Here is a 2,317-nt window from a genome sequence, read left to right on the forward strand (position 1 = left end):
GAGCAGGAGCAGGCCTGCGGCCATCAGGGCCGCCACCGCGATGAAGTCCGCGGCGAACGGCACACTGGTGCCTGTGGTTGCCAGCACGCCGCCTGTTGCGAGCGTGCCGCCGATCCGTGCATACATGGCGTCGTCCCCCTTGACGCTGACTGACTGTTGTTAGTTGCCCGCGGTCTGGGCGAGGGCGCTGCGGCGACGGGCGAGCATGGTGCCCCCGACGATCGCGAGCCCCAGGGCCAGAGCGCCACCGGCGATGCCGGCGCTGGCGGAGTTCACCACGGGCACGGCGACGAGGCCGCCGTTCGGGCCGACGGTCGCGTTGGCGAGGTTCACCTGGCCGAGCGAGCCGTTCGGGCCGAGGCCGAGCTGCAGGGCGGTCTCGGTGAAGGAGCCGTCCTCGTGGTGGGTCTGCACGTTGACCTTGAGCTGCGCAGCCGCGGTGAGTGCGGTCGACAGCGGAGCGACGAGGTTGGCCGTCAGCCCGGAGAGCAGCGGCGTGATCGTGGCCTTCGCGGTCGAGATCGCGGCGGTCAGCGGCAGCCCGACGAGGCCGAGCCCCGAGGCGGCCGTGCTCAGCGAGGTGAGCGTGTCGTTCACCATCTCGGTGACCTTGTTCGCGACGGCGACCGGGATGTACTGCACCAGGTCGGTGCCGGCCGGCAGGTCGTTGATGCTCGAGACGCCGGCGACCTTGAGCAGGTCGTCCATCGTGATCGTGATGGTGTTCCCGGCGATCGGGTCGTCGATGTCGACGCCGAGGCCGCTCGCCACCCCGAGCACCGTCTTGAGCGGTGCGTCGAGCGTCGCCAGCACGGGGCTGAGCACCGTGCCGCCCACCTGGATGGTCTTCGCCTCGGCCGTGTACGAGCCGGTCTGCGTGCCGTCGGCCGTCTGCTTGGCGGATGCCGCGAGCAGCCCCCACTGCACGTCGAGCGTCGCCGGGTCGGTGGCCGGGTCGCCAATCTTGATCTCGGCGTTCGAGCCGGGAGCCGGGCTGCCGATGTTGCTCGGCGTGACATCCGTGCCGATGCCCGCCAGGCTGCCCGCCTGCGTGACGGCGCCCGAGAAGGCGACCGACGAGCCGTCGCCGTTCGCCTGCGCGTACTGGCCGACGCCGCCCAGCTGGATGATGCCCTGGTCGCCGAACAGGTTCACACCCTGGATGGGCAGGCTCAGCGAGCTGAGCGCCGTCGGGTCGAGCGGCGTGTCGCTCGTCACCGCGTCGCTGCCGTCGGTGTTGACGGCCTGCGCGCCGGCGAGCGACGCCACGCTGTCGAGCATGTCGGTCGTGAGCAGCGTCGTGTCGATGAGCCGGCCGTCGGCCTGCGAGACGACCGGTGCCGCATTCGCGCCGGACGGAATGACCAGAGCGAGCGCGAGCCCGATTCCGGTCACAGTGCCGGCGATGCCGATGCGGCGCCCGGCTGGACTGTTGGTGTGCATGTCTACCTCCCCCGAAGGTGGTTCCGGCGGCGACCGTCTCGCCGTGGACCGGAATGGGTCGAAGCTAAGAAGCGCCTCGGGGCCGGGTCTTCGGTAGTCGCTACTGAGCCGCCACTGAAAAGTTGCGGGCTGCGCTTTCCGTATCCCCCCGTTGTGGGGCAGACAACAGAGGTATCCGCTCGGTAGAGATGACGTAGCACGTGAAAACACCGCGCTTGTGCAAACACCGCACCTAAAAAGCACCGCACCTAAAAAGCACCGCACCTGATCGATCTGGGGGGAACGATGGAGGACGGGAAACTGATCGGGCGCAGCCATGAGCTGCGCGTCGCGAGACAGGCTCTCGAGAGCGGCAGGGGGCTGCTCGTCACCGGCGTCGCCGGCATGGGGAAGACGCGCTTCCTGGCGGAACTGAGCCGGACCATGACGGATGCCGGGGCATCCGTTCTGCTCACGAACAGCGCGAACGCCGTCGTCGATCTCGCGGCGCTCGAGGCGCGGCATCCGGTCGTCATCGTCGACGACGCGCACCGGCTGGACATCCGGCTGCTCGAGCTGCTCTGCGAGGACGCGGGGCGCCGTGCCATCACCCTGTGCCTCGCGGGCCTGCCGATCAGCGAGGTCGACCCGGCGCAGGCCGCGGCGCTGTCGCCGGTCGTGCACGCCTGGATCTCGGCGACGGGGGCACCGCGCCTGCGGCTGCCCGCCCTCGCGGGCCCCGACGCGATCGAACTCGCGGAGGCCTGTGCCGCACCCCACGCGCTGGGCGCGTTCTGGGGCGAGAAGATCCGGCGCATGAGCGGCGGCCTGCCCGCGCTGATCAAGGTCTACGTCGCGGATGCCGTGCGCAGGGGCCGTCTCGCCCAGCTGCCCG

The 2,317-nt window shown here is 70.4% G+C and carries 2 protein-coding genes; one reads left to right on the plus strand and one right to left on the minus strand.

What is annotated here, in order from left to right:
* Positions 1 to 159: 159 nt before the first annotated feature.
* A complete protein-coding gene (locus tag ACM2XV_RS14450; protein WP_487027436.1) occupies positions 160 to 1,443 on the minus strand; it encodes a PVV-CTERM domain-containing choice-of-anchor G protein in 1,284 nt (427 codons plus the stop codon).
* A gap of 285 nt (positions 1,444 to 1,728) precedes the next feature.
* Here ACM2XV_RS14450 and ACM2XV_RS14455 point away from each other — a divergent pair.
* On the plus strand, positions 1,729 to 2,317 hold a 589-nt coding region (locus tag ACM2XV_RS14455), incomplete at its 3' end, for a hypothetical protein (protein WP_487027437.1).

Source organism: Gryllotalpicola sp. CP2-P1 (assembly GCF_057512245.1).

Bases quoted from the DNA above. Each gene is read 5' to 3' on its own strand.
- ACM2XV_RS14450 (WP_487027436.1), bottom strand. From the start codon at position 1,443: ATGCACACCAACAGTCCAGCCGGGCGCCGCATCGGCATCGCCGGCACT.